This is a genomic window from Terriglobus sp. ADX1 (assembly GCF_036877645.1).
In the GTDB taxonomy this organism is placed as follows: Bacteria; Acidobacteriota; Terriglobia; order Terriglobales; family Acidobacteriaceae; genus Terriglobus.
Map to the genome: position 1 here is coordinate 53,796 of NZ_JAEDXV010000002.1, position 24,336 is coordinate 78,131.

The window sequence follows — 24,336 nt, forward strand, 5'->3', positions numbered from 1 at the left end:
CGGTGCCAGTTTTCATTGGCGCGTTGCGGTGCGTGGGATTTCCTTCCACAAGCTCAGAAACAGAATGACGGCGCGCAGGTGTGCGTTGCGGTTGTGTTCAGGTAAGCTGCAAACCAAGCACACATTGTTACGCAAGGGTTTCTGGAGGAGCGTTGGCGATTTCTAGTCACGGCGAGGTCCGTACCTCGGCCGCATCAGCGGAAGGCAAGTACACAGTACAACTGGCGTTGATCGTTGCGCTCTTCGGTGGCATTGGATTCATCACGGCGATGAACGATGTGTTGGTGCCACACTTCAAAGACCTGTTCCAGCTCACGAATGTGAAGGCGCTGCTGGTGCAGTTCGCATTCTTTGGCGCTTACTTTCTGTTGGCCATTCCTTCGGGCAAAATTGTTGGTCGCATTGGATATCGCAACGGTATGGTTGCGGCGATGGCTGTGATTGGCTGCGGCCTGATGCTGTTTCTGCCGGCGTCACTGCTCATTACGTATCCGCTGTTTTTGTTTGCACTGTTTGTAGTGGGTTGCGGATTGGCGCTGTTGCAGGTGGCGGTGAATCCGTACATCAGCGCGCTGGGCGATCCTTCGAAGGCAGCTTCGCGATTGAACCTGGCGGGCGGATTGAATTCGCTGGGTGGAACGCTGGCTCCGCATGTGGGCGCCATGTTCATCTTCGTGGCTGCAGGTGCGACGACGGCGGAGTTAGCCCGCAGTGTCCGTATGCCCTACGTGGTGCTGGGGCTGATGGCGTTTGCCATGGCGCTGGTGGTGCGACTGGTGCATCTGCCGGAGATTATTCCGCAGGCCGAGGCAGGCGAGAAGCTGCAAGGCAGCGCGTGGGATTTTCGCCAGTTGCGGTTTGGTCTGCTGGGAATCTTCTTTTATGTGGGCGCGGAAGTGACCGTGGGCAGCCTGATCATCAACTACCTGGGGCAGCCGTCAATGGGCAGCATGCCGCATCTGCAGGCGGCGAAGTATGTGTCACTGTATTGGGGCGGCGCCATGGTGGCGCGTTTCGCAGGCTTTGTGGTGCTGCGGCATGTGAAACAGTCGCATGCGCTGGCGTTTGTGAGCGCGTTCGGTGTGTTGGCGATTACGCTGGCGATTCTGGGGCATGGGTCGCCTGCGATGTGGGCGATTGTTTCGTGCGGTCTTTATAACTCGGTGATGTGGCCTTGCATCTTCCCCATGTCGATTGAGGGACTTGGCAAGTACACGAGCCAGGCGTCGGGCCTGCTGGTGATGATGATTGTGGGCGGCGCGGTGGTGCCAGAGATCCAGGGCTGGGTGGCCGACCACTATGGCTATCAGCGGAGCTTCCTGGTGGTGCTGGTTTGCTACGCCTATGTCCTTTTCTTTGCGTTGAATGGGCATAAGCCGGGAAAGAGCAGCGAGGGATTGCTGGAAGCTCCTCCGGTTGGGGTTTAAGTATTTTCCTTCGGGGTTGACCATCTTTATCCGCGTTATTTGCAGGGGCCTGACGGCCCCTGCTGGCGTTTTGGGCTTTCTTTGTCGCTTTTGAGCGCACTTCGCACCGAGCGGGATGTCAGAATCGGACTCTCTGAAGTTGCCGGTGCAGGCCTGTCTCTCGCTGTGCTTACCAGTTTGTGTGCGAGGGTATTGCGTCGTATGGGGCTGCATGTATGCTTATTTTGCTCGTTTAATTAATTCTTTTTCCTGGGGTGAGGGCCGTGGGTCTGGTTTCTGCTCTTCGCTTTTCTGTTCAGCGCGCGGCGGTGCGTTGTGCGGGTGTGGGTGCGCTTATGTTGTGCACCGGTGTAACAGCGACCACGCAGATGCAAACTGCTGCTCCCAAGCCGAAGACTCCGGGCAATGACTGGATTCAGCTCTTCAATGAGAAGGATCTGACCGGATGGACTCCGATTGGCGCGGAGAGCTGGACCGTGGAAGGCGACGGCCTCCTGCACGGCAAGGGCCTGACGAAGGCTTACGGCTACCTGGAAACAGATAAGGATTACAAGGACTTCCAGTTGTCGCTGCGTTTCAAGTGCGTGGGCGATGGCAACAGCGGCGTGTTCTTCCACACGAGCTTTGATGGCGTGGATGCCAAGACGGGCATGCAGTTTGAGATTGACTGCACCATGATGCACCACACCGCAGGCGTGTATGCCGAAGATGGCCGTGGCTGGGTGGTTTGGCCGTCGCCCGAGAATGAAGGCGTAGTGCGCAAGGGCGAGTGGAACGATTACCTTGTTGAAGTTGTCGGCAATCGTTATCGTTCGCGTTTGAATGGCGTGCCCATGGTGGACTTCACTGACCCGAAGCCGGGCGCTCCGGATGGAAAGATTGCACTGCAGCTTCATGCAGGCGGCGCGGGCAATATGCAGTTCAAGGACATCTGGATTCGCGATCTTTCCAAGCGCTAACTGTTCTCAGTCATCGCAACACTGTTTCTTTGCCAAGGATTTTCTGAATGCGGAAATGGAATTTCAACCGAAGTGTTCACCGCCTCACTGTTGCGGGCGCGCTTCTTTCTTTTGCAGCATGCGGGTCGTATGCCGCAGCGCAGCATATCGAAACGTCTACGTTTAACCAGGCGCCCAAGCGTCCTGCAGAAGATCCCAAGCTTGTGGAGCAGGGCAAGCTGGTCTATACGCAGAAGTGCGCATCGTGCCATTCTGCCGATCTGCGCGGTACGGATACGGGCGTGAACATTCTGCGTTCGCAACCTGCGCTGACCGATCATGGCAACGATCACCTGACGCCCATCATGCTGGGGCAGTGGACCGGCATGCAGACGCATAAGGTGGATATCTCCAATGCGGATGCGCTGGCTGTGGGTGCTTACATTCGCAGCATGTTGGCGTTGATTGGAAGCCAGGGCCGTCCGCCGTATGACGCGCAGAAGCAGCCGAACATTGTGGTGGGTGATGCAACCGTGGGCAAAGCAACGTTTGCAAAGACGTGCGGTTCCTGCCACTCCGCAGATGGCGACCTGAATGGATTTGCCAAGCGGGTGCCTTCGCCGAAGTTGATGCAGCAGGCATGGCTGCGCGGCACGTTCCTGGGCGCTAAACCGGTTGTGGTGACAGCGACTGTGACGGAGCCGGGCAAGACTGCCGTGAGCGGAACACTGATTCACGTAGATGACTTCCTGGTGACGCTGAAGGTGGAAGACGGCACGCAGAAGACGTTTGTGCGTAACGGCGCAGTGCCGAAGGTGGTGGTCAAGGATCCTCTGGATGCTCACCGCAATCTGCTGCCCAAGTACACGGACAAAGACATTCACGACATAACGGCTTACCTGGTGACCCTGAAGTGATGGCGCGACGACTTCTTACCCTTGCTGCTGCCCTGCTGCTGGCTCCGTTGGCGCCCGCGCAGAATGTAACCAACGCGGATATCGCAAAGCCTCTGCAGAACGAGTGGCTGACCTACAACGGTGACTACACCGCGCGTCGCTACAGCGCATTGACGGCTGTGAACCGGCAGACGGTGAAACATCTGTCGCTGGCGTGGATGGCGAAGATGACACCGGGCGATCAGCTTGCTCCGCTGACCGGCTACAGCAAGGTGCGTCCTACGCTGATAACCGGTGGCGAAGGTGCCGGCGGATTGGGTGCTGGCGGTATCAAGGGCACCATTCTGCAGCACGATGGCATCCTCTATGTGACACAGCCGGACAACACGTATGCAGTAGATGCTCGCAGCGGTGAAGTGCTGTGGCATTACTACTGGAAGACGCGCGGCGGCACGCACATTGGCAACCGCGGTGTGGCTCTGTACAAGGACTATCTCTTCTTCGAGACTCCGGATGATTATCTTGTGTCGCTGGAAGTAAAGACGGGCAAGGAACGCTGGCACAAGAAGATTGCCGATGTAGAAGGCGGATACTTCTCCACTCCTGCGCCGATCGTGATCAAGAACCACGTAGTCGTGGGCACTGGCAACGATCTGGACGCGCCAAGCTTCCTGAAGTCGTTTGATCCGGAGACGGGCGATCTGCAGTGGACGTGGTACGTAACGCCGCAGAATCCTGGCGATCCAGGTCTTGATTCCTGGAAGAACCTGGATGCAGCACGCCACGGTGGCGGCGGCACATGGGTAACGGGCGCGTATGACCCGGAGACCAACTACTACATCATGAGCACGGGCAATCCCACGCCGAGCTGGACGAACGGCAATCGTGGCGATGGCGACAACCTGTACACCTGCTCGCTGGTGGCGCTGGATGTGGATACCGGCAAGCTGAAGTGGTACATGTCTACTTCGCCGCATGACACGCACGATTACGATTCTGCGCAGACGCCGGTGCTGGTGGACGGACTGTTCAAGGGACGTCAGCGCAAGATGGTTGTGACCGCTGCTCGTAACGGCTACTTCTTTGTGGTGGATCGTGTAACGGGTGAGCACCTGCTGACCACGAAGTATGGCGAGACGACGAACTGGTCAAACAAGCTGACGCCGCGCGGTGGGCCGTACCCTGATCCGGAGAAGGACGCTTCCATTGGTGGCAGCCTCATCTCTCCGGCTTCGGGTGGCACCGTGAACTGGCAGCCTCCGGCTTTCTCGCCGCAGACGGGTTTGCTGTACCAGTATGAGAACAACGGCTTCTCCGATGCGTTCCTGACCGATCCCGATCCTCGCGGAGCGATGGGCCTGGGTGGCAAGGAAGAGCTTTCCATCGGTACGTACTCGAACTACATCTCAGCCATTGACTACAAGACGGGCAGGGCGCGGTGGCGTCACTCGCTGTATGGACAGGGCACGGGCGGCGGCGGATTGCTGACGACGGCTGGTGGCTTGCTGTTCAGCGGCGATGGATCGGGCAACCTGGTGGCGTTTGATGTGGCGACTGGCAATCCGCTGTGGCACGCACACATTGGCAACATCTCGAATGCACCGCAGACGTTCCTGCTGGATGGACATCAGTATGTCATCGCGGCATCGGGCGATACGGTGTATGCGTTCCAGTTGCTGTAACGACTCGTAAAACGTAATGAGGCGGATGACAGAGGATTCTGTCATCCGTCTTTTCGTTTGTACTTCGTAGGGATCTCAACGCTTTGCGTGATCGCGCTTGCGCAAGCTGATTTAGCCTTCGTGGTCTGAAGACTTTGAGCGATTCGTTGTCGGCAGGTGTGTTGGGATTCTTCGCTTCGCTCAGAATGACAGCGACAGGCGGTCTTCGAGAATACCGCTACGGCAGGCGCTCTACGGAGTAATTCGCGGGAATCTTGGGCGCTTCAAACTGGTCGTCTTCCAGCGGCTGGTTCACGGAGAGTTCCGTGATGGTCATGTTCAGCGTGATCTCGTCCTGTGGGCGCCGGATGGTGATCTTGGCCGGGAAGGTGGTCTCGCCGAACATCTTGTAGTCGCTATAGTTGGCGACGGTGACCAGCTGGCCCTTCTCGTCATAGATGTCCTGCTGGTAGGGCAGCAGGGTGGAGCGACCAATGTGGATGACGCGCTGCGTCTTCAGCTCTTGGCTGTTCTGCACCGGGCGATAGATTCCGAACTCGTATTCCGGCTCGTCCACAATGTATTTCTTGGTGGGATCAGGCTGGTAGATTCGGTCGTCTGAGGTCATGGAAACCAGTTCGCCGGGCTTCGCGCTCTGGATCAGAAGCGAGTCCGTGAACATGTCTGGCCGCAGGTTTTCCAACGCGTTTTTTGAGGGCGTGGTGATCGTATTGGAGCCGGTGACCGCACGGCTCTTGGGTGGGATGACCAGAGTGAAGGTCTGGCCATTGGTCACCATATCGACCATGCGGGTGTGGATGGCGGGCAGCAGCCCCAGGAAGTGGAAGTCGCCCGGTTTCCGGATCAGGATGTAGCCGTTGAACGAGGTGTAATCCACCACCTTGCCCTGTTTGCCACCCCCGGTGGATGCCTGCATCTCCACGGAGGCCTTCAACGTTTTAATGCTGTCGTAGCGGTCTGCAGTGGACTTGACGATGTGGTCCAGTGATGAGGAAAGCACCTGCTCCGGCGGGTGGGTCTTCATGACGGAGCGCGTCGTGCGAAGGCAGCCGCCCAGCGCCGGTAAAAGCGCCAGGAGCAGTAATGAGTTCCTTCGAGCGTGCTTCATCGTTTCCAAACGTCCAGTGTCATTGATTGGCGCAGCATCGTATAGCGACGATCTACGCCATCAACAAGGGGTATCAGGTATTGGATGCCGATTTCAGGCCGCCCGATGGGACTTTTCTCCCCTGGTGTTACACAAACTGTTACGTGCGGACTTAACGGGCGTTCGGTAAAAGACCGGTCTCCACCAGCACGGGCGGTTTGCGCAGTTTCGTGGCCTGCTCGTAGGCGTAAGCCCAGCCCAGCAGGTCGCCGTCGTGCCAGGGGCGTGTGCTGATTTCCAGGCCGAAGGGAAGGCCGCTGTCATAGAAGCCTGCCGGGACGACTACCGCGGGTACGCCGATATTGTTGTTCCAACCGGTAGACGAGTGCGGTCCGCTGGAAAGCTGGCCGTTCTGCGGCATGGTTTCGTCCGGCGGAGGCATCTGCGCGCTGGGATAGATCACGCCGTCCAGGTGCAGACGGTCGAGTTCGGAGAGGAACAGGGCGAGGGCAGCTTTGCGCGGTGCGAAGTAGGTTTCGTCGGCCTTGGGGTCGTCCTTCAGGAGAACCTGCGGGGTGGGAGGGCGGTTGGGATTCACTGCAGCTCCCGGTGGGGTTATGCCGGTGACGGTGGCTGGTAGCGGGGAACCGATGGCCTTTTCGTAGGCATCGACGGAGCGATATTCGGCGGGGCCGAACTCGGCCAGCCACTGGTTGGTACCGTCGCGGCGGTAGGCGCGGGTGTTGATTTTGCGAACTGCCTGGGCAAAGGCGTCGGGCATGAACGTGTCGTCGATGACGACTTCCGCACCGGCGGCACGGAGTTGGTCGATGGTCTTCATCAGCATGGCGCGGGTTTCAGGGCGCATTGCGTTTGTGGGGCGGGGAGCCACGCTGACGCCGAAGCCGGTGTTGCCACTGAGCATGAACGCAGGAACGCCGAATCGCTTGCCCTTGAGCGCATCTTTCTTCAAGTAGGGAAGATAAGGGCCAAGCTGCGCGGTGTCTGCGCCTTCGGTTCGTCCTGTGCCTTCCGTGCGGAAGTCGAGGGGATCGCCCGGGTGACCGCTGCCGTTCATGACGCTGAGGGCAATGGCTGCGTCGGTGACGTTGCGCGCAATGGGGCCGGTGTTGTCCAGCAGCCAGTCCAGCGGCGCGATGCCTGCAATGCTGACGAGTCCGCGTGTGGGCAGAACGCCTACGACCGCGCTTGTTCCTGATGGCATGCGGATGCTGTTGGCAGTGTCGGTCCCGGTGCCGAGCATGGCCATGTTGCTGGTGACGGCGGTGACGGTTCCTCCGCTGGACCCGCCGGGAGAGAACCGCACGTCATACGCGTTGCCGGTGCGGCCGAAGGCGGTGGAGCGGTTGGTGTCGCTGGCGGCGAAGTCCGGCATGTTGGTGATGCCCAGGATGATGGCTCCCGCTGCTCGCAGGCGCGCTACGACGGTCGCGTCTTTCGGTGCAATGAACTCGTGTCCCGGCAGGGCGAAGCCTTGCCAGCCGTCGCTGTCGATCAGTCCCTTTACTGCGGTGTTTGCCTTGATGACTACGGGCACACCCCATAGCGGTTTCGCTGCGTCGTACTTCGCTGTGTCCTGTGCCTTTGCTGTTGCGAGTGCGTCTTGCGTGTTTACCGTTTGCACGGCGCGATAGATGCCGTTGTACTTTGCAATGCGGCCCATGTACCAGCGCGTGACCTGCTCCACCGTGTACTTCCGCTGTTTGTAGAGCTGGTGCAGTTGCTCGATATCGATCTCCAGCAGATCGTGATCCATCTTTGCCTGCTGCGCTGCGGGAAGCACGGGCAGGTTCGCCGGTGGCGCAATCGGCGGCGGTGACATGGGTTCCGGTGGGGTGCTTCGCTGCTGGGCGGCAGCGGTGGAGGCAACAACGGCAACAGCCAGCGCAAGCGGCAGAAGGCGCATCGGTGGGAACCTCAGAAGCAATAGGGATGCTCCGTTTGTAGCACGCTTCTGCTCGCGTTACGCAGCGATGTGTTGCGACAGGCTCAGCGTGTTGCCATCGGGGTCTTTGAACCACGCGACTTTGTCGCCGTCCGGTGCGGTCCAGATGCCGAGTGCGTCCTGTTCCATGAAGCCGAAGCGGACGAACTCCACGCCTTTTGCCGTGAGCGATTGCACGTCGTCTTCGATAGAGTTGGTTTCCCAGCCCAGGATGGTGAATTGGGCTGGGATGACCTGCGGCATCTTTGCCAGCCGGACCATGTTCGCGCCGCTGCGGAAGATGAGAGCGAAGCCGTCATCGGCCACGAAGGTGAGTCCCAATACGTCTGCATAGAAGGCTTTTGCGCGATCTGCGTCGGTGATGGGGGCAAATCCGATCAGCTTTCCATTCATGGCCAACTCCGTGTTATTGAACGCTGCCGCTGACGTCGTCGGTAGGGGCGTCGAGTTCAGCTTCGAAGCCCGCGCGAATTTGTTCCAGGAAGTCTTCGGCGTCCACCTGGTCATCCTGCTGTGCGTGGGCTTCGGCGATGTGCCGGGCAAGGTCTGCCAGCAGCAGTCCCCATGCGGAGGGATCCTCCCACATGCCAAAGGCAAGCGCCACATGCTGTTCGCCGTTGGCAATCCAGACGCGCAGGACCTCCAGCGAGCGGGGATCGCGCGATGCGGCGGCGGGAATGGGCAGTGAATCTTTCTGTGACATGGTTCGGTTTCCTCAGAATCCAAAGTAATCCACAGTTTCCTTGCGGCTTCCACAGGCTGTGTGTGGATAACTCCGGCAAATGTAACTACAAAGGCAACCAAGAGACTACACGGCGTGCTAACAGACTGTGAATAACCGCGTCTGAGCCGGTTGAGACTGCTGCATACGTGGGGCAAAAGCAGGCCTGCAGCGGAGGCTGTAACCTGAACAAGGCGGCCGCGGCAAGACCTGTTTCGCAGGACCGCTGTCTGCATATTCTGTACAAACGCAATGCTGCACCGCTCCACGAGCGCCGGTAGTCAAGCGCGAGGAGAACCACTCATGTCAACCTTCCTGCAGATCGTCGAGCGCGACGGGCTTCCCGCATCCGTTCATACAGAACGCGTGATCCTCGGAGCCATGTTGTCCGACCCCGTTGCCGTTGTGGATGCGACGGCGAAGCTGATTGCAGATGACTTTTCGCTGGACTCGCACAAGCGCATTTATGGCTGCATGCAGGAGCTTTCCGACATGGGCCACGCCATCGACTTTGTGACAGTGGCAGAAGTGCTGATTCGTCGCAAGGAGTTGGAGGCCATCGGCGGACGTCCTTACCTGATCTCGCTGACGGAAGACCTGCCGCGCCACCTGGCGATTGAAAACTATGTGCAGGTGGTGAAGGACAAGTCGATCCTGCGCAAGCTGATGCAGGTGTGCGAGATGGGTTTGAATCGCGCCGCCGACCAGAGCGAAGTGTCGCTGGATGTGCTGGGCGATGTGGAGAACCGGCTGATGGAGATCAGCGAAAGCGCCATCAAGCGCGGGTTTTCTGACATTGGTCAGATTGTTACGGAGAGTTTCGGTTCCATCGACCAGCTCTATGAACAGGGCCGCGAAATCACCGGACTGGAAACGCATTACACCGAGTTTGATCGCATGACGAGCGGCTTGCAGAAGGCCGATCTGATGATCATTGCGGCGCGTCCTTCCATGGGCAAGACGGCGTGGGCCATCAACATTGCCCAGAACTGCAGTGTGCGTGATCAGAAGGTGGTGGCCGTCTTCTCGCTGGAAATGTCGAAGGAGTCGCTGCTGCGACGTATGTTGGCCAGCGAAGCGTTGGTGAATAGCCGCAAGATTCAGACGGGCTTTTTGCCGCGCGAAGACAAGCAGAAGCTCATCAATGCGCTGGATCGGCTGATGAGTTCGAAGATGTTCATTGACGATACTCCGGGCATCACGCTGACAGAAATGCGTGCGAAGGTGCGTCGTTTGAAGCAGCAGGAAGGTTCGTTGGACCTGATCCTGATTGACTACCTGCAGCTGATGACGATTGCCGCGAGTGGCCCCGGTGGACGCAAGCCGGAAAACCGTACGCAGGAAGTGTCACAGATTTCGCGTGGTTTGAAGGCGCTGGCCAAGGAAATGAATGTGCCGGTGATCGCGCTGTCGCAGCTATCGCGTGGAAGCGAACAGCGCCAGGGCGACAAAAAGCCGCTGCTCTCGGATTTGCGCGAGTCGGGTTCGATCGAGCAGGACGCAGACGTGGTGTGCTTCATCCATCGCGAAGAGTATTACGACCGCGAAAACGAGGACGTGAAGGGGCAGGCGGAGATCATTATCGCCAAGCAGCGTAACGGTCCTACGGGTTCGGTGAAGATGGCGTATCTATCGGATTACACGCGCTTTGAAAACCTTGCACCCAGCGGTACGGGGGGCGGCGACTACTAACGGTTGTACCGTTTTCGGTGCAGTTCCGTGGTGAGTGCTTAGTCCTGATATCTCAATTAGTTTCAGATAGCTGGCCAACCTATCCGCGTCCTGCTGCTATCCTATTAAGGATCGTAGGATTCGATCTGGTCATTTTGCGTGTTTCTGGTTCCACCGTCACCGCATTACCTCCACATTGCGTTCGTCGGTACATTCAGCTTCACAAGGAACAGAACATGGAACAGGGCACAGTTAAGTGGTTCAACGATGCAAAGGGTTTTGGATTTATCAGCCGTGCAAACGGTGGTGGTGATGTATTCGTTCACCACACCGCAGTACAGTCCTCGGGCTTCCGCTCGCTGGCAGAAGGCCAGACGGTAGAGTTCGAAGTGACCAAGGGACCCAAGGGCCTGCAGGCTGACAACGTTCGCGCAGTCTAAGCGAAGGTTTCAGTAATAAAGAGGGGGATGGCCTTTGGCCATCCCCCTCTTTGTTGCCCTCAATGATGTTTATGCTACTTGCTTCTTCCACTGCGCGATGCGCTCGATGGCGAGGCGAATGTCCTTGTCTCGCTGTTCAGCGTTGGGCTCTTCGCGTTCGATGACGAGCGGGCCGGTGAAACCGATCTTCTTCAGCAGGGCAATGAATGCGGGGAAGTCGACTTCGCCTTCTCCAAGCGCTACTTCGCTGCCAAGTTCTCCTAATGCCTTGGGAGATGTGCCGTCTTTGCAGTGGACGGAGCGCACATGCTTCTGCAGCAGGTCCAGCGCAACAATCGGATCGCCACTGCCGTAAAGGATCATGTTGGCGGGGTCGAAGTTCACGCGCAGGTTCGGCTTCTTCACGTCAGCCAGGAACTGTAGCAGTGTGTATGCGCTTTCCTGTCCTGTTTCCAGAACGAAGTCCTGGCCGTTGGCGGCGCATGCGTCACAGAGTTCGCGCGCGATGCCGACGAGTTCCGTGTAGATGGGCGATGCGGGCTCATCGGGGATGAAACCGATGTGGCATGACAGCGATGTGATGCCGAGAGCCGCAGCGAAGTTCGATGCTTCCTTTGTGCGTGCAATGCGTTCCGCGGCGTAGCCCGGTGCGGTGAAGCCTACAGTCTCATGCACCTTTGCGAGGTTCGCGTAGTCTTCTCCGCGATAGGCAACGACAGCGCCGGAGACGATCACGCCTTCGCGTGCGATCGCTTCCTTCCATTCATTGACGGCTGCGGCGCAATCGAGTGTGGGCGCTACGCCAAGCTGGCATACGCGCAGGCCGAAGCTCTTCAAATGTTGGAGATGCGTGTTGGCATCTTTCTCTGCCCAGAAGACGAGGCCTGTTTCCAAGGGTTCTGCTACTGCCATGAAAGTTCCTTTCCGTTATTGTCGCGTGATTGCATGAGCAGCAGCGCCAGGCGAACAGCCTCCGCGGAGCTTTCCGGCGGACAGAGCGCGGGTGCGTTGCCGGTGCGGCAGCATTCGATAAAGTAGGCAATCTCGTCATAGTAAGCGTCGCGTTCCGGGAGCTTTACTTCGTGCGATTCGTTGCCGCGGGTTTCGGTAAGTTCGCCGTCTGCAAATGTCAGCGATGCATCGCTTGCGGTGATAGAGAAGGATGCGGCGAATGGTGTTTCCGGCGCAAGCCATCCACCTTCCACAATGATTTCCTTATCCGCGTAGCGAAGGGTTGCACGCATGGTGTCGACTTCGCCAATGCTGGTGGCGCTCACGGAGATGGGTTCGCCGAACCATTGCAGCGCTTGATCCAGATCGTGCAGCAACAGATCAGGAATCGCGCCGCCGCTAACCTTGATGTCACGCAGCCACTTGCTCCAGTGTGGATAGCCGGTGCTGCGACGTAGCGTTGCTGTGGTGATGTTGTTCGTTTTCTTAACGAACTCAAAGGCATACGGATACGGCTGCATCCAGCGCAGAACATGCGCGATCATGAATATCTTGCCGCTGGCCTTTGCCAGTGCGAGTAGTTCTTCGCAATCCTGATTGCTGAGCGCCATGGGCTTTTCGCACAGCACATGCTTGCCGTTGGCGAAGGCGCGTTCAATGGCTTCACGGTGCATGGGCGTGGGCAGGCAGATGTCGACGGCGTCTATGGCGGGATCGTCCACGACTTCATGCCAGTCCGGCGTCCAGCGAACGGAGTCGGGCAGCGGTTCGGTTTTCAGATCGAGGTTGCCACGCGTGGGTCCGTCTGCGGATGGCTTGTTTTGCGAGCCGACTGCGACGAGTGTTGCGCCGGGAATGTGCGTGATGGCCGCAGCGTGCGCGCCGCCCATGAAGCCGTATCCGATGAGTCCGATGTTCATTGTGCCTTTCTAAGTTGTTACACAAGCGCGCCGTTGCGTGCGGGCAGTTTCCAGTCCCGGCGAACCCAATGGCAGGTGTAGCCGTTGGGAATGCGCTGCAGATAATCCTGGTGTTCCGGCTCTGCTTCCCAGAAGGGGCCTGCGGGTTCGACTTCCGTAACAACTTTGCCGGGCCACAGGCCGCTGGCGTTTACGTCGGCAATGGTGTCTTCGGCAATCTGCTTCTGCTCCGGCGTGGTGTAGTAAATGGCGGAGCGATAGCTGGTGCCAATGTCATTGCCCTGGCGGTTGCGTGTGGTTGGGTCGTGAAGCTGGAAGAAGAACTCCAGCAGTGTGCGATACGTGAGCTTCGCAGGATTGAAGATGATTTCCACGGCTTCTGCGTGCGTGCCGTGGTTGCGATAGGTCGCGTTGGGCACGTCGCCGCCGCTGTAACCTACGCGTGTGGAGATGACTCCGGGATAGCTGCGCAAAAGTTCCTGCACGCCCCAGAAGCATCCACCTGCCAGAATTGCTGTTTCCGTCGACATAAGTAGAAGGTACCCCTCTGCACGATTGGATGCGCAGAGGGGGTAATGCGAGGCAGTGCTACTCGGCGAGCACTGCCTTGTTGAGGTTGCGCGGGCTGTCCACGTTGATTCCGTTCTGGATAGCCATGCAGTAAGACAGAATCTGCAGCGGAATCACTTCGCAAATGGTGAGCAGGCCTTCGCTGGCTTCTTCCACGGGGACAAAGAAGTCAGCGAGTTGTTCGACGGCGGTGTCGCCTGCGTTGCCGATGGCAAGAATCGTGGAGCCCTGCGTACGCATGTCCTGCATGAGTTGCACGACTTTTTCGTAGCGCTCGACGGATTCGCTATCGCTGCGATCGACGGTGGCCAGCATGACCAGCGGTGTTTCCTTGCTGACGAGTGCGTTGGGGCCATGCTTCAATTCGCCGCTGGGGTAACCTTCAGCGTTAATGTACGCGGACTCCTTCAACTTCAGTGCGCCTTCACGAGCAATGGCGTAGTGAACGCTGCGACCCACAAAGAGAAAAGCCTTGGCCTTGGCAATCTGTGCAGCGATTTCGCGAACGCGGCTCTCCCACAGAGGCAACTGACGACGTACGCGATCAGAAAGCGTGCCCAGTTCTACAAGCAGCTTGTCGAGTTCCGGTTTCACTAGAACGCCGCGCTCTTCTGCTGCGAGCAGCGAAAGCAGGTACAGGTTCAGCAGTTGTGCGGTGAAGCTCTTGGTGGCGGGCACGGCGCGTTCGCGACCTGCGAAGGTGGGCATGGAGACGGAGGCTTCACGCGCCATCGATGAGCCGGGAACATTGGTGATGGCCAGCGTGTGGTGGCCTGCGGTGTTTGCCTTGCGCAGTGCGGCCAGCGTGTCTACCGTTTCACCGCTCTGTGAGATGACCATGACGGCAGCGCTCTTCAGCGAATGCTCGGACCGGTAACTGTATTCGCTGGCGTATTCTACGTCGACATGGATGCCTGCCTTGTCTTCAATGAGCAGCTCTGCGACGAGACCGGCGTGGCGGCTGGAGCCGCTGGCGGCAATCACAATGTCGCGCTGCGCTTCACGCAGCCATTGGCGAATCGACTCGCAGGTGTCGTCGCGGAATCCTTCGGCGGTGGCATAGGCAGCCAGCGTGGCGGCCAGTGTCTCCGGCTGCTCGTGGATTTCGCGGAGCATCCAGTGCGGGTATGGTGCGGGTGTATCGCTCACAGTATTACCTCGTGTTCCTTATGGTTCTTGTTTATTTTGATCCGTGCGGCAGAGACACGGTGCGCCCTTCACGGGCGGAAAGATAAAAAGCGTCCAGCACGGTCATGACATTGACTGCATCCTGCGCCGTGATAGCGGGAGCAGTGCCTGTGCGGATCGCATCGCGGATGCTTTCGTAATACTTTTGTTGGCAACCTCGCTGCGGTGCCGCAGGTGTGGTGGTGCCGGTTGCTCCATCGATGATGACACCACCATCGGGGTCAATGCCAAATGCGGGATCATTGGGTGACATGCCAGATTGCAACTGTGGCTCCTGCGTGTCTGCGCCGTATTTCATCCACGTTGCCGCAGTGCCATGCAGTGTGGAGCGTGGGCCTGTGCCTGCGACCAACAATGATGCATTGAGCACAACGCGCATATGCGGATAATGCAGAACGGCGTGGCCCCAGTCGTCGGTTTTACCGCCAGGGCGCAGCGTTGCAAGACTTCCCTGAATGGCGTGCGGCATACCGAAGAGATACATGCTCGCGTCAATCATGTGCGGACCAAGATCAAACCACAGGCCCGCGCCGGGGCCGGGATCTTCACGCCAGCGCTGACGCACGTTGGGCCGGAAGCGGTCCATGTGCAGTTCGTAGTGCGTGACCTGACCCAGAACGCCGGATTGCAACACTTCACGCGCGCCCTTGATTTCGCTTTCCCAACGGCGATTGTGAAAGACGCTGAGGATGCGGCCATGTTCGTTGGCGATTTGTTGCAGGTCTTTTGCTTCCTGCAGGTTCAGAGTGAATGGCTTGTCGACAACAACATGTTTGCCAGCACGCAATGCCGCTGCCGCCAGCGGGAAGTGCGAATCGTTTGGTGTAGCGATTACGACAAGATCGATTTCAGGATTAATGATTGCTTCCTGCGCACTGGAGACGCGCACATTGGGATAGCGCGCGTGCACGTCGTCCGGGCGGCTGGAGCCGACGAGCGAAAATGCGATGCCCTCCACGGCCTCAAGCAGAGGCGCATGAAATGTGCGGCCGGCATAGCCGAAACCGAGGAGGGCAGTGCGAACAGGAAGCATCGTCATCGTCAGGCTTAGTGGTACTTGGTGATATCCATGCCGAGTTCGTAGGCTTCGTTGTCTGCCATGAGTTCATCCCATGTGGCGGCGCGGCCCAGTTCTGCGGACTTGCGACCCAGGATGCAGCTCCGTGCGCTATCCACGCCGGTTGCAATCTGGTTCTGATACTTGTTGCCGGTGATGCTGCCGATGAAGTCCTGGTCCTTCATCTTGTCTGCCTCGGCCAGGTTGTCAGTGAAGGCACCGTCTACAGCGAACTTGCTGTCGGTCTTTGCAGGGCCGCCATCCCACGTCCATGCCTTCGGTCCCATGATGCGCAGCGGTCCCTTGTAGGGCGCTTCCGCAACGCCGTCGCTGCCGAAGACGTGTTCGGCAACATCGAAGAAACCCTTGAAGTTGAACTGCGTGGAGTTGAAGACGAGCTGCACGTCACCAGGGTAGGTGTAGATGACTTCGTAGTTATCGTTGATGTTGCCGTAACCGGTGACGGCTTTACGGCTGGCGCGCGCATCGGCCTTGATGGGATGTGCTCCCATGATCCAGTTGCAGACGTCAATGACGTGAATGTTCTGTTCCACCAGAATGTCGCCGGAGAGCTTCTTGTCACGCACCCAGTTGCGCAGGCGGAACTCTTCCTGCGAGACGTTTTGCACATCGTGGAAGACAGCCGGTGGTGCGTTGTAATAGCCGCTGAGCGATGCGATCTTGCCGATGTCGCCGTTGTGAATACGCCTGACGATTTCAACGAAAGGCGGTGCCTTGCGAATCTGGAAACCAACAGCAACGCTTACTTTGCCATCGATGCGCTTGGCGATCTCAAGTGCGCGACGCGTCTGCGGAATGTCCACGCCCACGGGCTTTTCAACGTAAACGTGCTTGCCGCCTGCGGTGAGGATGTCGAGATGCTCCACGTGGAAGAAGGGCGGTGTGGAGATCTGCACCGCGTCAATGTTGGGGTTGGCGGCCATAGCCTTGTACGCTTCCCATCCGTGAAAGGTCAGCTTGGGATCAACGGCAGGCTTGCCCAGTGAAGCGTTTACCTGATCAAAGTGCTGCTTTCCCTTGGCAAGCTGGTCCGGGAAGATGTCGCCCAGCGCGACGATGCGCGCATCGGTATTCTTCGCGAACGATGTTGCGACGGAAGTGCCGCGGCTGCCGCAGCCCAGCAGGCCGTAACGTACAGCGGAGTTGGCGGCATAACCAAAAGCCGTGGAAGGTTTCACGATGAGGAGACCGCAAGCAGCACCGGTCCCCTTGAGAAATTTTCTGCGATCCATTTTGTTCTCTCCGAATGTCGCTTAAGCGCGGCCAAGCTTGTTGAGGATGTTTTCGAGGTAGACCTTTTCTTCCTTCACGTCTTGCACCTGCTGCGGGCCAGACGTTTCGCGTTCAATGCTGATTGCACCGGTGTAGTTCAGAGCCTTAAGCATCTTGAGCACAGTGGGGAAGTCCACGTCGCCCTTGCCGATCTGCACTTCTTTGCCAAGCTTGTCCGGATCGGTGGGCCACATGCCGTCCTTCGCGTGCATCGCCTGCACGTGCGGTCCGAGAACCTTCAATGCATCCACCGGATTTGCTTTGCCGTAGAGGATGAGGTTCGCGGTATCCAGACCAACGCCGAGTCCGGGATGGTTCACATCCTTAATCATGCGCAGCATCGTGGTGGGGGTTTCCTGGCCGGTTTCCATCAGGAAGTGCTGGCCGTTGTCAGCGCAGTGCTCGGTGAGTTCGCGGATGGCCTTAACCGTTCCGTCGTAGAGAGGATCGTGCGGATCTTCCGGAATGAAGCCGCAGTGTGTCTGAATGCGACCCACACCAATGAGCCTCGCAAAATCTGAAGTTTGCTTCAGTGCATCGACACGAGCCTGACGGTACGCAGGCGGGACAACGCCGATTGTCGAGGGGCCTTCCACGAAGTTCCACTTCAGCGGCGCCGGATGCACGACTTCTGCCGTGGTGGGAACCACCTGATATTTGTCAAACAAATCATTGAACTGCTTGGCCAGAGCGGGCGTGAATTTGCCCAGATAGCCGTCCAGCGAAAGGAAGCAGGTCGGGAAGCCCAGATCGTGAACGAGTTTGATTTTGGCTTCGGGATCAGGGAACGGTGAGATGAGCAAACCCAGAGCCATGGGCGCGTGGGTGCGCTTCAACGCTTGTGCTTCAGCGCGGTTAGGCAGCGCAATTTTTCCTGCGACGGTGGCCAGTGCGGCTGCGGTGGCCGCGTGCTTTAAAAAGCCGCGACGCGACAGGCCTGAGACTTCTCCTTGCTGTGTGTGCTCCTGCATGTACTTTCCCCTCCGAGTGGTTCTGATTGCTACAGGGCGATCAGATAGTTAAAAGCCGCGATGGAGGCGGCGCTGCGTGGCAGCGAGACCGGCTCCCCATCGCCAAAAATGATCTGTGTGGAAGCAAGGAAGCGCGGCAGGATGCCGTTCTCAATAGCTTGTCGTGTGGCAGTTCGGAAGAGGCCGTTTTCAAAGCCCTCCAGATCCGTGAAAAGCACCGCCGCAGGATCGTTCAAATGAACCAGTGTGGCGATGGCGCTGCCAAGGGCTGCGCCTGCATCGCGCAGCAGCTTAATGGCTTTTGCATTGCCACGCATGGCCAGATCTTCCAGATCACGCATGCTTTGAATGGAAAGCCCTGCTTTTTTTGCGGCTTGGCGCAAGGCATAACCGCCTGCGAGTGTATCCAGACAGCCGTTGCGTCCGCAGCGGCAGGGCGGGCCATTTGGGTCCACAGTAATATGGCCGATTTCTCCCGCGCTGCCGTCGTGTCCGCGATAGAGCATCCCGTTCATATAATGCGCGGAACCAATGGTGCGGCCCAGCATGACGATGGAAAAGTTGTCATACTCGCGTCCACGACCGAAGATCTTCTCGCCCATAGCGATAGCGTTGGCATCGTTGTCTGCCCATGCGGGAAGTTTCAATGCGGCTGCAATCTTTTCTGCAATGGGAACATCGCGCCAATCCAGACCGGCGGAGTAGCGACAAATACCTTCCTCTGCGTCCACAATGCCGGCGACGGAGATGCCAACGCCTCGAACACGAGCGCGTGCGACGCCAGATTTGCGCAACGTGCGTGTGAAGCTGGCGCGGACGGCAGCAGGCAGCTCCTGAAGGTCACTGTGTTCTGTCACTTCTTCGTGACCGAGGACTTCGCCACGCAGGTCGGTGATGGCGAGCTGCACCTTTTCTTCGTTGATGCTGACGCCGACGAAGCAGGAGTGGGAGGCCTGAAGAGAAAGCTGAACCGTAGGGCGTCCGCGGCGCTTGCCCGCATTCATGGCGGGCGTTTCCAGCAGAAGTCCTTGCTGCAACAGGTGTTGGGTCACTTCGGTGATGGCTGCAGGACTCACACCCGCGCGATCGCTCAGTTCCAGCCGGGAGAGCTGGTCGTTTTCGAGCAATGCGGCAATCACGGCGGTCTTCGCAGACCGGAAGGATACCTTCATGAGAAAGCTCTCCAACCCCGGGATGTGTTTCCGGGGTATTGCGTCTGGGTAACAGGGATGTAAATCCTGCTTGACCCTTCACAGGGCGGTGGATATGATCCACCTACCGAAACATTGTTGACCTGATTACCTTCGCAATACTACATCAGCCGCACCAGGATTGACTCCAATTTATTCACTGAGTGAATTTATAGGTGAGTCGACCGGACAGGATGAAGTGCAGCTGGCAGGGGAGTAAGCGCTTTTCGCCGGGGAAGGTTCTAATTCCCTTTCGGCACACGAAAATTCCTGTGCGCACGCGTATTCACGACACAGGGCGTTACCAGGCGGAATAACACTCGGGAGACCCGGACCATGAAGGACCTATCAAATATTTGTACCCAGTCGCGAGGCACTGCAGATAAGCAGTGTTTCAGTATGACCAAAGGCACGTTGCGTACGATGGCAATCGCCGGTATGTTTGCCGCAGCGGTTTCACCGGCCTTTGCTCAGAACACCACAGCGGATGTAGTCGGCACGGCAACGGACGTGTCAGGCGCCGTAGTGCCAAATGCCACCATCGTGCTCACAGATGTCAACACGCACGACAAGCGTACGGTTACCGCAGGCTCCGCCGGTGAATATACGTTCACTCTGTTGAAGCCGGGCACGTACTCACTGACCGTAACGGCAACGGGCTTCAAGACATTCCAGATCAACAGTTTCAGCATTGCTGCAGGTGACCGTGCGCGTGAAGATGCGCATCTGGCGGTTGGTAGCGAAGGCGAAACAATCAACGTAGAAGCGACCACGCCCGCGTTGCGCACGGATTCGTCGGCCATCATCAACACGGTGACGGAAAAGGCGACGCAGGAACTGCCGCTGAACGGACGTAACTTCATCAACCTGGTACAGGTGACGCCGGGCGCCACGGAAGGCCTGAACAACGGTCTCGCCAGCGGCAACCGCCCGGATGATCGTCGTCAGACCTCGTCGGTATCGATGAACGGTCAGGCTGACATGATGAACAACCAGACGATTGACGGCATCGATAATAACGAGCGCATCATCGGTTCCATTGGTGTTCGTCCTTCCGTGGACTCTATCCAGGAAGTCAGCGTTCAGGCGAACGTATTCACGGCAGAAGTGGGCCGTGCGGCAGGCGCCATCATCAACGTCATCACCAAGTCCGGTGGCAACCAGTTTCACGGTACGGCTTACGAGTTCTTCCGCAATGACAAGCTGAATGCGAACCCGTTCAAGTTTGGCGCAACCATCCCCAAGCCGAAGTATCGCCAGAACCAGTTCGGTGCCAGCCTTGGCGGCCCTATCTGGAAGGACAAGACGTTCTTCTTCGTGGACTACGAAGGATTGAACAAAGTCTTCAATCAGAACCCAACGATTACCAGCGTTCCATCATTGTTTGAGCGCAACAACCCCGGCAATTTCACGGACAACCCGTCGATTCCGGTGGCGCAGCAGACCGTCGCTCCTGCTAACTTCGACAAGATTGGACAGCAGTACATCGCCCTGTTCCCGCTACCGAACTATGGTGCGGCTGGTGCTGTTACGAACAACTACATAGGTACTCGTGGAGACTCGCAGTTCTCCAAGGTAGGTGATGTTCGTGGCGACCATCTTTTCTCAAACGGTGATCGCGCGTTCCTGCGTTACACCTACAACCGTGTCGACACCAAGATCGGTACGCTGTTTCCGGCAGTGAACTCAGCTGCTGGTGTTATTGAACCGGGCGGCAACCTGGGCAGCTATCCTGGCCCGGCAGCCACACGCGCGCACCAGGCGCACCTCAACTACACCCACGCGTTCACGCCGACTCTTCTGCTGGAATTGAAGGCGGGTTATACGCTGCTGGATAACGCCCAGTACCCTCTTAACTTTGGCAAGGCCATCAACACGGCGATGGGCCAGCCGAACATCAACGTAGATGGCCGTACGGCTGAACTTTCCGCAGTATCGGTCAGCACGCCCGGCACGAACCTCGGAAACCGTCCGCCGATCATCTATCACGAAAACACGTATCAGTATGAGGGAGCCGTCAGCTGGATTCGCGGCCACAACTCGTTCAAGTTCGGTGCAGGCGTTATTCGTCGTCAGGACTCTGTCACACAAACCGATACGGCGAATGGCAACTGGACGTTTGATAACTTCTCACAGTTGCTCACCGGAACGTACACATCCGGTGGTCGTAACGAGATTCTGTATACGCCGCACAATCGTACCTGGGAACCCCACTTTTACTTCCAGGACGATTTCCACGCATCGTCGAACCTGACACTGAACATTGGTGTCCGTTACGACCTGTTCACGCCGTATACGGAAATCAACAACATCCTTTCGAACTTCGACATCCTGCAGGGAAGAATTGTGGTGGCAGGGCGCAACGCTGGCGTACATGGCGGTGTGCAGACGGATTACAGCAACCTGGCCCCGCGTTTCGGCTTTGCGTATACGCCGATGGAAAAAACGGTTATCCGTGGTGGTTTCGGCCTGACGTTCGCGCCGGAAAATACTACCTCTGGTTCGGCGTTGGTGAACCAGCCGTTTACCGCAACGTATGGCCCCTTCACGTCCGCGCAGAGCGGCCAGAAGTTTGCTGCTGGTCTTCCCATTCCAGCTCCGAACAGCTACACGAATCCAAGCGGCGCCATTACTGCTGCGTTGGATCCTAACTTCAAGTCGTCGTATATCGAGCAGTTCAACCTGACAGCTGAGCGAGAGTTTGCCGGTTTCGTGGGCACACTCTCTTATGTGGGCGAACTTGGCCGTCGCAATGGCTATTATCTGTCTGACTACAACACGGTTGGACTGGCAAACCTGTCGAAGGTATTCGTAACGCCGGGTGACACCACCACGAACTCGCCCGCGGTGAACAGCAACTACAACCAGTACCGCCGATTCGCCTCTACTGTGCCGAACATAACGAACATCCCGCTGTATCGCAGCACTGGCTCCAGCAGCTACCACGCGATGCAGGCCGTGTTGAAGCGCCGCTTCAGCAAGGGACTCGACATGTCGTTGGGATATACATGGGCGCGTTTGCTGGATAACGCGGAATCGATCAGCAACAACGGTGGCAACGGCTTTGGCTCATCAGCAGAGCTGATCAATACGATCGATTACGGCAACGGCAACCTGGATGTGCGGCACCGTGTCACGGCGACGTTCAACTATTCGCTGCCGTTTGGTAATAGCGCTCATGGTTTCAGGGGTGTTCTGATCAAGGGATGGCAGGCCAATGGTGTCGTGGTGTGGAACACGGGCATGCCTTTCTCTGTGACAAACACCGTCAACCGCAGCGGTACGCGTCCTACCGTCGGAGGCGGCGATCGTCCGAACATGATTGCCAGCGGCAAGGTTGGCCACCCGACAATCAGCAAGTGGTTCGACACGAATGCGTTCGTCTTCCAGCCCACAGCTACTATCGGTTCGGAACATCGTAACCAGTTGTTCGGACCGGGGCAGCAGCGTGTGGATCTGTCGCTGTTCAAGAACTTCGACATCTACAAGAGCCTGAAGCTGGAGTTCCGCACGGAAGCATTCAACGTGATGAACACGGCACAGTTCGTGAACCCGAGCTCGACGTTGTCTTACCAGACCTGTACTACGGCTTGTAATGGCTTCCCAGTTGCGGGCTTTACGCCAACTGCAGGTTACGGTTCCATCACCTCCACGGCGAATGCCTACAACCCGCGTTTGATTCAGTTCGCGGCTCGTTTGAAGTTCTAACCAAAACAATGCCGGGCGGCTCACTTGTTGAGCCGCCCGATTCTTTTCTTCTCTTTTCAATGCTGTTCTTTTCTCAGGAGATTTGCGTTGATGCAGCGACGTTCGTTTCTGAAGGCTGGTTCCATGGCCGCGTTGGCCACCGTTGTTGGATGTAAATCTTCCAAGGCAACGACTGCGCCGCGCATTGCGTATGGCGGCATTGCGATTGAATGCAGCACGTATGGCCACATCCGCACGCGCTATGACGAGTTCACAATTACGCGTGGCGATGCGTTGAATGCTTCTCCGCGCTTCGCTGTGTTGAAGCAACGCTATCCTGACGTTCCTTTCATGGGAACTATCGTTGCCACTGCGGTTCCGGGCGGTCCTGTTGCGCGGGACGCTTACGACAAGATCAAAGCAGAGTTTATTGATCGTCTAAAAGCGTTGTTGCCGTTGGATGGTCTGTATCTACCTATGCATGGCGCCATGACTGTCGATGGCCTGGATGACGCTGAAGCCGATTGGTATGAAGCTGCGCGTAATGTGGTTGGACCAAACTGCCTGATGTCTGCAAGCTACGATCTGCACGGCAACATCAGCAAACGCATTATTGATTCGCTGGATATGCTTTCCGCGTTTCGCACAGCACCGCACATCGACAAGGAAGAGACGATGTTCCGGGCGTGCGACATGCTGGTGAAGTGCGTGAAAGAAAACATTCGCCCAACGCTGGAGTGGGCGACGATTCCTGTATTGATGCCGGGTGAGCGCAGCTCTACAAACTGGGAACCGGCGAAGCGTTTGTGGGCACAGTTGCCTGAGTTGAATAAGACGCCTGGTGTGATGGATGTGTCCATGCTCGTGGGCTACGTGTGGGCCGATCAGCCGCGCTCTGCTGCATCTGTTGTCGTGACCGGAACCAATCCTGCAAATGAAGAGAAGGTTGCCACGAATCTTGCGCAGCAGTATTGGGATGCGCGCAAAGAGTTTGCGTTTGGCGATCCGGTTTGTCCGCTGGATGAGTGCATCACGAAGGCGATGAAGTCTGACGTTCATCCGCTTGTTCTTGCGGACTCCGGCGATAATCCGACCGGTGGTGGCAATGGCGATCAGGCCACGGTTCTTGAAGCCCTGTTGAAGGCTGGCGCGAAGGATGTTGTCTTTGGTGGTATCGCCGATAAGCCTGCGACGGACGCGTGTTATGCAGCGGGTGTTGGCAAGACGATCCCGCTTTCCATTGGTGCAACGCTTGATCCGATTGCCAGCAAGCCAGTGAAGGTAACGGCAACGGTGAAGGCGTTGTTGCAGAATGTTGATCCTGCAAAGCGTGAAGCAGCAGTGCAGATTCAGGGCGTCACGCTGATCCTGAGTGCGTATCGCAGGCCGTATCACGAGATTGTGGACTTTACGAAGCTGGGTATTGATCCGCACGCAGCGAAGATCGTTGTTGTGAAGTCTGGCTATCTTGAGCCTCAGATTAAACAACTGGCGAAGGCGAACCTGATGGCGCTGACCGATGGTGCGATCAATCAGGACATCGTGCATCTGCCGAAGAACAAGAATCGTCCGCCAACGTATCCGTTTGTGGATGACCTGACCTACACGCCGAAGGTGTATGTTTCGGCGCGAAGCCCAAAGCAGGCGTAAACACTCGTCACAACGCAACAGGCAGTAGAAG

General features: G+C 57.6%; 20 protein-coding genes. 8 read left to right on the forward strand and 12 right to left on the reverse strand.

Going from position 1 to position 24,336, the window contains the following annotated elements; all coding sequences use genetic code 11:
- Nucleotides 1-152 precede the first annotated feature (152 nt).
- The 4 genes from JAO32_RS01955 to JAO32_RS01970 all read left to right on the forward strand — a co-directional run bounded on the left by JAO32_RS01955 (nucleotide 153) and on the right by JAO32_RS01970 (nucleotide 4,943).
- Nucleotides 153-1,427, forward strand: a complete 1,275-nt coding sequence (locus JAO32_RS01955) for a sugar MFS transporter (RefSeq protein WP_334236952.1) — start codon at nucleotides 153-155, stop codon at nucleotides 1,425-1,427.
- 263 nt (nucleotides 1,428-1,690) lie between these two features.
- Entirely contained in the window at nucleotides 1,691-2,386 is a 696-nt protein-coding gene (locus JAO32_RS01960) for a 3-keto-disaccharide hydrolase (RefSeq protein WP_334236954.1), read from the forward strand.
- A 47-nt stretch (nucleotides 2,387-2,433) separates the two neighbouring features.
- The gene (locus JAO32_RS01965; RefSeq protein ID WP_334236956.1) at nucleotides 2,434-3,282 is read left to right on the forward strand and encodes a c-type cytochrome; all 849 of its coding nucleotides are present in this window, start codon (nucleotides 2,434-2,436) and stop codon (nucleotides 3,280-3,282) included.
- The gene (locus tag JAO32_RS01970) at nucleotides 3,282-4,943 is read left to right on the forward strand and encodes an acido-empty-quinoprotein group A (RefSeq protein ID WP_334236958.1); all 1,662 of its coding nucleotides are present in this window, start codon (nucleotides 3,282-3,284) and stop codon (nucleotides 4,941-4,943) included. Before JAO32_RS01965 ends, JAO32_RS01970 begins: the two co-directional genes overlap by 1 nt.
- Nucleotides 4,944-5,160: 217 nt before the next feature.
- Here the strand turns inward: JAO32_RS01970 and JAO32_RS01975 are convergent, their stop codons facing one another.
- From JAO32_RS01975 to JAO32_RS01990, 4 genes are all read right to left on the reverse strand, one after another.
- Nucleotides 5,161-6,051 (reverse strand): outer membrane lipoprotein-sorting protein, encoded by an 891-nt coding sequence (locus tag JAO32_RS01975; protein ID WP_334236959.1) that lies wholly within the window; start codon nucleotides 6,049-6,051, stop codon nucleotides 5,161-5,163.
- A 151-nt stretch (nucleotides 6,052-6,202) separates the two neighbouring features.
- Nucleotides 6,203-7,957: an amidase gene (locus JAO32_RS01980; protein WP_334236961.1), complete on the reverse strand. Its 1,755-nt coding sequence runs from the start codon at nucleotides 7,955-7,957 to the stop codon at nucleotides 6,203-6,205.
- A gap of 57 nt (nucleotides 7,958-8,014) precedes the next feature.
- Complete coding sequence (locus JAO32_RS01985) at nucleotides 8,015-8,389, reverse strand: VOC family protein (protein ID WP_334236962.1); 375 nt, start codon at nucleotides 8,387-8,389, stop codon at nucleotides 8,015-8,017.
- A gap of 13 nt (nucleotides 8,390-8,402) precedes the next feature.
- Nucleotides 8,403-8,699, reverse strand: a complete 297-nt coding sequence (locus tag JAO32_RS01990; RefSeq protein WP_334236964.1) for a DUF5076 domain-containing protein — start codon at nucleotides 8,697-8,699, stop codon at nucleotides 8,403-8,405.
- Nucleotides 8,700-9,020: 321 nt separating this feature from the next.
- Here JAO32_RS01990 and dnaB point away from each other — a divergent pair, with 321 nt between their 5' ends.
- On the forward strand, nucleotides 9,021-10,409 hold the full coding sequence (gene dnaB / locus JAO32_RS01995; RefSeq protein WP_334236966.1) for a replicative DNA helicase: 1,389 nt from the start codon (nucleotides 9,021-9,023) through the stop codon (nucleotides 10,407-10,409).
- Between the two features lie 215 nt (nucleotides 10,410-10,624).
- A complete protein-coding gene (locus tag JAO32_RS02000; protein ID WP_334236967.1) occupies nucleotides 10,625-10,828 on the forward strand; it encodes a cold-shock protein in 204 nt (67 codons plus the stop codon).
- Nucleotides 10,829-10,897: 69 nt separating this feature from the next.
- Here the strand turns inward: JAO32_RS02000 and JAO32_RS02005 are convergent, their stop codons facing one another.
- Genes JAO32_RS02005 through JAO32_RS02040 form a run of 8 tightly spaced genes read right to left on the reverse strand, consistent with a single transcriptional unit; the run spans nucleotide 10,898 to nucleotide 18,950 of the window.
- Nucleotides 10,898-11,740, reverse strand: a complete 843-nt coding sequence (locus tag JAO32_RS02005) for a sugar phosphate isomerase/epimerase family protein (RefSeq protein ID WP_334236969.1) — start codon at nucleotides 11,738-11,740, stop codon at nucleotides 10,898-10,900.
- On the reverse strand, nucleotides 11,731-12,699 hold the full coding sequence (locus JAO32_RS02010; protein ID WP_334236971.1) for a Gfo/Idh/MocA family protein: 969 nt from the start codon (nucleotides 12,697-12,699) through the stop codon (nucleotides 11,731-11,733). Before JAO32_RS02010 ends, JAO32_RS02005 begins: the two co-directional genes overlap by 10 nt.
- Nucleotides 12,700-12,716: 17 nt before the next feature.
- Nucleotides 12,717-13,229 carry a peptide-methionine (S)-S-oxide reductase MsrA gene (gene msrA / locus JAO32_RS02015; RefSeq protein WP_334236973.1) on the reverse strand — a complete coding sequence of 171 codons (513 nt, stop codon included), beginning with the start codon at nucleotides 13,227-13,229 and terminating at the stop codon, nucleotides 12,717-12,719.
- Nucleotides 13,230-13,287: 58 nt separating this feature from the next.
- On the reverse strand, nucleotides 13,288-14,418 hold the full coding sequence (locus JAO32_RS02020) for an SIS domain-containing protein (RefSeq protein ID WP_334236976.1): 1,131 nt from the start codon (nucleotides 14,416-14,418) through the stop codon (nucleotides 13,288-13,290).
- A 31-nt stretch (nucleotides 14,419-14,449) separates the two neighbouring features.
- Nucleotides 14,450-15,496 (reverse strand): oxidoreductase, encoded by a 1,047-nt coding sequence (locus tag JAO32_RS02025; RefSeq protein ID WP_334236978.1) that lies wholly within the window; start codon nucleotides 15,494-15,496, stop codon nucleotides 14,450-14,452.
- Between the two features lie 8 nt (nucleotides 15,497-15,504).
- A complete protein-coding gene (locus JAO32_RS02030; RefSeq protein ID WP_334236980.1) occupies nucleotides 15,505-16,767 on the reverse strand; it encodes a Gfo/Idh/MocA family protein in 1,263 nt (420 codons plus the stop codon).
- A 21-nt stretch (nucleotides 16,768-16,788) separates the two neighbouring features.
- Nucleotides 16,789-17,778 (reverse strand): sugar phosphate isomerase/epimerase family protein, encoded by a 990-nt coding sequence (locus JAO32_RS02035; protein WP_334236982.1) that lies wholly within the window; start codon nucleotides 17,776-17,778, stop codon nucleotides 16,789-16,791.
- 29 nt (nucleotides 17,779-17,807) lie between these two features.
- The gene (locus tag JAO32_RS02040) at nucleotides 17,808-18,950 is read right to left on the reverse strand and encodes an ROK family protein (RefSeq protein WP_334236985.1); all 1,143 of its coding nucleotides are present in this window, start codon (nucleotides 18,948-18,950) and stop codon (nucleotides 17,808-17,810) included.
- 417 nt (nucleotides 18,951-19,367) lie between these two features.
- Here JAO32_RS02040 and JAO32_RS02045 point away from each other — a divergent pair, with 417 nt between their 5' ends.
- Nucleotides 19,368-22,676, forward strand: coding sequence for a TonB-dependent receptor (locus JAO32_RS02045; protein ID WP_334236986.1), 3,309 nt, complete (start codon nucleotides 19,368-19,370; stop codon nucleotides 22,674-22,676).
- 90 nt (nucleotides 22,677-22,766) lie between these two features.
- Nucleotides 22,767-24,305: a M81 family metallopeptidase gene (locus JAO32_RS02050; RefSeq protein ID WP_334236988.1), complete on the forward strand. Its 1,539-nt coding sequence runs from the start codon at nucleotides 22,767-22,769 to the stop codon at nucleotides 24,303-24,305.
- Nucleotides 24,306-24,336: the final 31 nt, after the last annotated feature.

Bases quoted from the DNA above. Each gene is read 5' to 3' on its own strand.
- JAO32_RS01965 (WP_334236956.1), top strand. From the start codon at position 2,434: ATGCGGAAATGGAATTTCAACCGAAGTGTTCACCGCCTCACTGTTGCG.
- JAO32_RS01970 (WP_334236958.1), top strand. From the start codon at position 3,282: ATGGCGCGACGACTTCTTACCCTTGCTGCTGCCCTGCTGCTGGCTCCG.
- JAO32_RS01975 (WP_334236959.1), bottom strand. From the start codon at position 6,051: ATGAAGCACGCTCGAAGGAACTCATTACTGCTCCTGGCGCTTTTACCG.
- JAO32_RS01980 (WP_334236961.1), bottom strand. From the start codon at position 7,957: ATGCGCCTTCTGCCGCTTGCGCTGGCTGTTGCCGTTGTTGCCTCCACC.
- JAO32_RS01985 (WP_334236962.1), bottom strand. From the start codon at position 8,389: ATGAATGGAAAGCTGATCGGATTTGCCCCCATCACCGACGCAGATCGC.
- JAO32_RS01990 (WP_334236964.1), bottom strand. From the start codon at position 8,699: ATGTCACAGAAAGATTCACTGCCCATTCCCGCCGCCGCATCGCGCGAT.
- dnaB (WP_334236966.1), top strand. From the start codon at position 9,021: ATGTCAACCTTCCTGCAGATCGTCGAGCGCGACGGGCTTCCCGCATCC.
- JAO32_RS02000 (WP_334236967.1), top strand. From the start codon at position 10,625: ATGGAACAGGGCACAGTTAAGTGGTTCAACGATGCAAAGGGTTTTGGA.
- JAO32_RS02005 (WP_334236969.1), bottom strand. From the start codon at position 11,740: ATGGCAGTAGCAGAACCCTTGGAAACAGGCCTCGTCTTCTGGGCAGAG.
- JAO32_RS02010 (WP_334236971.1), bottom strand. From the start codon at position 12,699: ATGAACATCGGACTCATCGGATACGGCTTCATGGGCGGCGCGCACGCT.
- msrA (WP_334236973.1), bottom strand. From the start codon at position 13,229: ATGTCGACGGAAACAGCAATTCTGGCAGGTGGATGCTTCTGGGGCGTG.
- JAO32_RS02025 (WP_334236978.1), bottom strand. From the start codon at position 15,496: ATGACGATGCTTCCTGTTCGCACTGCCCTCCTCGGTTTCGGCTATGCC.
- JAO32_RS02030 (WP_334236980.1), bottom strand. From the start codon at position 16,767: ATGGATCGCAGAAAATTTCTCAAGGGGACCGGTGCTGCTTGCGGTCTC.
- JAO32_RS02035 (WP_334236982.1), bottom strand. From the start codon at position 17,778: ATGCAGGAGCACACACAGCAAGGAGAAGTCTCAGGCCTGTCGCGTCGC.
- JAO32_RS02040 (WP_334236985.1), bottom strand. From the start codon at position 18,950: ATGAAGGTATCCTTCCGGTCTGCGAAGACCGCCGTGATTGCCGCATTG.
- JAO32_RS02045 (WP_334236986.1), top strand. From the start codon at position 19,368: ATGACCAAAGGCACGTTGCGTACGATGGCAATCGCCGGTATGTTTGCC.
- JAO32_RS02050 (WP_334236988.1), top strand. From the start codon at position 22,767: ATGCAGCGACGTTCGTTTCTGAAGGCTGGTTCCATGGCCGCGTTGGCC.